The organism is Azospirillum terrae, assembly GCF_053470425.1.
Window position 1 is genome coordinate 1 of sequence record NZ_JBPXMR010000032.1, and the last position, 5,232, is coordinate 5,232.

The following is a 5,232-nucleotide window of genomic DNA, read 5'->3' on the forward strand; positions in this document are numbered from 1 at the left end:
TAACTGGAAAGAGTGATAGGGATTAAAAAAGACAGGGATGTGAATCTCTGTCTTTTCGCCCGGCGGCGTCCTACTCTCACAGGGGGAAACCCCCAACTACCATCGGCGCTGAGAAGCTTAACTTCCGTGTTCGGTATGGGAACGGGTGTGACCTTCTCGCCATCGCCACCAGACTATTTAATTAAGGAAAGGACAGTTCTTTTGCTGACGCAAAAAACTTTATTCCCTCAAAACTAGATAATGTGTAAGAAGAATAAGAAAAACGAGTAATCTATTTTGGTTAAGTCCTCGAACGATTAGTATCAGTCAGCTCCACACGTCACCGCGCTTCCACCTCTGACCTATCAACCTGATCATCTTTCAGGGTTCTTACTAGCTTGCGCTATGGGAAATCTCATCTTGAGGGGGGCTTCATGCTTAGATGCTTTCAGCACTTATCCCGTCCGCACATAGCTACCCAGCGATGCCTTTGGCAAGACAACTGGTACACCAGCGGTGCGTCCATCCCGGTCCTCTCGTACTAAGGACAGCTCCTCTCAAATTTCCTGCGCCCACGACGGATAGGGACCGAACTGTCTCACGACGTTCTGAACCCAGCTCGCGTACCGCTTTAATGGGCGAACAGCCCAACCCTTGGGACCGACTACAGCCCCAGGATGCGATGAGCCGACATCGAGGTGCCAAACCTCCCCGTCGATGTGGACTCTTGGGGGAGATAAGCCTGTTATCCCCGGGGTAGCTTTTATCCGTTGAGCGATGGCCCTTCCATGCGGAACCACCGGATCACTAAGCCCGACTTTCGTCCCTGCTCGACTTGTAGGTCTCGCAGTCAAGCTCCCTTGTGCCTTTACACTCTGCGAATGATTTCCAACCATTCTGAGGGAACCTTTGGGCGCCTCCGTTACTCTTTAGGAGGCGACCGCCCCAGTCAAACTGCCCACCTGACACTGTCTCCCGCCCCGATCAGGGGCGCGGGTTAGAATTTCAATACAGCCAGGGTAGTATCCCACCGACGCCTCCACCGAAGCTGGCGCTCCGGTTTCTCAGGCTCCTACCTATCCTGTACAAGCTGTACCAAAATTCAATATCAGGCTACAGTAAAGCTCCACGGGGTCTTTCCGTCCTGTCGCGGGTAACCTGCATCTTCACAGGTACTATAATTTCACCGAGTCTCTCGTTGAGACAGTGCCCAGATCGTTACGCCTTTCGTGCGGGTCGGAACTTACCCGACAAGGAATTTCGCTACCTTAGGACCGTTATAGTTACGGCCGCCGTTTACTGGGGCTTCGATTCAGAGCTTCGCTTGCGCTAACCCCTCCTCTTAACCTTCCAGCACCGGGCAGGCGTCAGCCCCTATACTTCGCCTTGCGGCTTCGCAGAGACCTGTGTTTTTGCTAAACAGTCGCCTGGGCCTATTCACTGCGGCTCATCTAGGCTATTCACCCAAATGAGCACCCCTTCTCCCGAAGTTACGGGGTCATTTTGCCGAGTTCCTTAACGAGAGTTCTCTCGCTCACCTTAGGATTCTCTCCTCGCCTACCTGTGTCGGTTTGCGGTACGGGCACCTTTTATCTCGCTAGAGGCTTTTCTTGGCAGTGTGAAATCAGGAACTTCGGTACTATATTTCCCTCGCTGTCACAGCTCAGCCTTCACGCAAGCGGGATTTGCCTCACTTGCAGCCTTACTGCTTAGACGCGCATATCCAACAGCGCGCTTACCCTATCCTACTGCGTCCCCCCATTGCTCAAACGATAAAGAGGTGGTACAGGAATATCAACCTGTTGTCCATCGCCTACGCCTTTCGGCCTCGGCTTAGGTCCCGACTAACCCTGAGAGGACGAGCCTTCCTCAGGAAACCTTAGGCATTCGGTGGATGGGATTCTCACCCATCTTTCGCTACTCATACCGGCATTCTCACTTCTAAGCGCTCCACCAGTCCTTACGGTCTAGCTTCAACGCCCTTAGAACGCTCTCCTACCACTGACATCGTAGATGTCAATCCACAGCTTCGGTGATACGTTTAGCCCCGGTACATTTTCGGCGCAGAGTCACTCGACCAGTGAGCTATTACGCACTCTTTAAATGGTGGCTGCTTCTAAGCCAACATCCTGGTTGTCTAAGCAACTCCACATCCTTTTCCACTTAACGTATACTTTGGGACCTTAGCTGGTGGTCTGGGCTGTTTCCCTTTTGACTACGGATCTTATCACTCGCAGTCTGACTCCCACGGATAAGTCTTTGGCATTCGGAGTTTGTCTGAATTCGGTAACCCGATGAGGGCCCCTAGTCCAAACAGTGCTCTACCTCCAAGACTCTTACAACGTGAGGCTAGCCCTAAAGCTATTTCGGAGAGAACCAGCTATCTCCAAGTTCGATTGGAATTTCTCCGCTACCCACACCTCATCCCCGCACTTTTCAACGTGCGTGGGTTCGGGCCTCCAGTTGGTGTTACCCAACCTTCACCCTGGACATGGGTAGATCACCTGGTTTCGGGTCTACGACCACATACTCATTCGCCCTATTCAGACTCGCTTTCGCTGCGGCTCCGTCTTCTCAACTTAACCTTGCATGTAATCGTAACTCGCCGGTTCATTCTACAAAAGGCACGCCATCACCCATGAACGGGCTCTGACTACTTGTAGGCACACGGTTTCAGGATCTATTTCACTCCCCTTCCGGGGTGCTTTTCACCTTTCCCTCACGGTACTGGTTCACTATCGGTCACTAGGGAGTATTTAGCCTTGGGAGATGGTCCTCCCAGCTTCCGACGGGATTTCTCGTGTCCCGCCGTACTCAGGATCCACTCAGGAGGGAACGAAGTTTCAACTACAGGGTTTTTACCTTCTCTGACGGGCCTTTCCAGACCACTTCATCTACCCCGTTCCTTTGTAACTCCATGTAGAGTGTCCTACAACCCCAAGAGGCAAGCCTCTTGGTTTGGGCTATGTCCCGTTTCGCTCGCCGCTACTCAGGGAATCGCGTTTGCTTTCTCTTCCTCCGGGTACTTAGATGTTTCAGTTCCCCGGGTCTGCCTTCAATACCCTATGTATTCAGGTAAAGATACTGTTCCATTACGAACAGTGGGTTTCCCCATTCGGAAATCTCCGGATCAAAGCTTACTTACAGCTCCCCGAAGCATATCGGTGTTAGTCCCGTCCTTCATCGGCTCCTAGTGCCAAGGCATCCACCGTGCGCCCTTTCTAACTTAACCGTTTGACAATAAATTGTCGTGGTTGATTCTCTATTAAATAGAGAGAAAAACTAAAATGGCGATCACTCGGTTTTTTCTTGGTTCTTCTTACTTACGATTATCTAGTTTTCAAGGAACAAAAAAGCTTTGAGGCACTTGCTCCCTCAAAACTAAACAAACAAGCGGTCAACATCATCAGATCCGAAGATCTGAGTTCCGATTGCCTTTACGGCAATATCCTTAGAAAGGAGGTGATCCAGCCGCACCTTCCGATACGGCTACCTTGTTACGACTTCACCCCAATCATCTGTCCCACCTTAGGCGGCTGGCTCCAAAAGGTTACCCCACCGACTTCGGGTGTTACAAACTCTCGTGGTGTGACGGGCGGTGTGTACAAGGCCCGGGAACGTATTCACCGCGGCATGCTGATCCGCGATTACTAGCGATTCCGGCTTCATGCAGGCGAGTTGCAGCCTGCAATCCGAACTGAGAATGGTTTTATGGGATTGGCTTCACCTCGCGGCTTCGCTGCCCTTTGTTCCATCCATTGTAGCACGTGTGTAGCCCAGGTCATAAGGGGCATGATGATTTGACGTCATCCCCACCTTCCTCCGGTTTGTCACCGGCAGTCACCTTAGAGTGCCCAACTTAATGCTGGCAACTAAGATCAAGGGTTGCGCTCGTTGCGGGACTTAACCCAACATCTCACGACACGAGCTGACGACAACCATGCACCACCTGTCACTCTGTCCCCCGAAGGGGAACGCCCTATCTCTAGGGTTGTCAGAGGATGTCAAGACCTGGTAAGGTTCTTCGCGTTGCTTCGAATTAAACCACATGCTCCACCGCTTGTGCGGGCCCCCGTCAATTCCTTTGAGTTTCAGCCTTGCGGCCGTACTCCCCAGGCGGAGTGCTTAATGCGTTTGCTGCAGCACTAAAGGGCGGAAACCCTCTAACACTTAGCACTCATCGTTTACGGCGTGGACTACCAGGGTATCTAATCCTGTTCGCTCCCCACGCTTTCGCGCCTCAGCGTCAGTTACAGACCAGAGAGCCGCCTTCGCCACTGGTGTTCCTCCACATCTCTACGCATTTCACCGCTACACGTGGAATTCCGCTCTCCTCTTCTGCACTCAAGTTCCCCAGTTTCCAATGACCCTCCCCGGTTGAGCCGGGGGCTTTCACATCAGACTTAAGGAACCGCCTGCGCGCGCTTTACGCCCAATAATTCCGGACAACGCTTGCCACCTACGTATTACCGCGGCTGCTGGCACGTAGTTAGCCGTGGCTTTCTGGTCAGGTACCGTCAAGGTACCGGCAGTTACTCCGATACTTGTTCTTCCCTGACAACAGAGCTTTACGACCCGAAGGCCTTCATCGCTCACGCGGCGTTGCTCCGTCAGACTTTCGTCCATTGCGGAAGATTCCCTACTGCTGCCTCCCGTAGGAGTCTGGGCCGTGTCTCAGTCCCAGTGTGGCCGATCACCCTCTCAGGTCGGCTACGCATCGTCGCCTTGGTGAGCCGTTACCTCACCAACTAGCTAATGCGCCGCGGGCCCATCTGTAAGTGACAGCCGAAACCGTCTTTCAGCTTTTCCTCATGAGAGGAAAAGGATTATCCGGTATTAGCTCCGGTTTCCCGAAGTTATCCCAGTCTTACAGGCAGGTTGCCCACGTGTTACTCACCCGTCCGCCGCTGATCTTCAAAAGCAAGCTAATGAAGATCCGCTCGACTTGCATGTATTAGGCACGCCGCCAGCGTTCGTCCTGAGCCAGGATCAAACTCTCCAAAAAAGAGTTATGAGTTAGCTCATAAAGTTAAAACGTTGGCTAGTGATCATCTATATAATAGAAGTCACTATAAAATATTGTTTGTTGACGCTTGTTTGTTTAGTTTTCAAAGAACAAGTTAGTTAGCTTGTCGCCTAGAAGCGACTTTATTAATATAACATCCAGCGTTTTTCCTGTCAACACTTTTTTTAAAGCAATGTTTCTTTCAAAAAACGCTTTTGGTATTTCAACCGTCTGCCGCGAAAATGTTT

The 5,232-nt window shown here is 51.6% G+C and carries 3 rRNA genes; all 3 read right to left on the reverse strand.

Going from position 1 to position 5,232, the window contains the following annotated elements:
* Nucleotides 1-57: 57 nt before the first annotated feature.
* Nucleotides 58-173, reverse strand: a 5S ribosomal RNA gene (rrf, locus tag ACSVDD_RS29435).
* Between the two features lie 103 nt (nt 174-276).
* Nucleotides 277-3,211: ribosomal RNA gene (locus ACSVDD_RS29440) — 23S ribosomal RNA — on the reverse strand.
* Nucleotides 3,212-3,434: 223 nt separating this feature from the next.
* A 16S ribosomal RNA gene (locus ACSVDD_RS29445) occupies nt 3,435-4,984 on the reverse strand.
* Together the 16S, 23S and 5S rRNA genes form the textbook arrangement of a ribosomal RNA operon.
* Between the last annotated feature and the right edge of the window lie 248 nt (nt 4,985-5,232).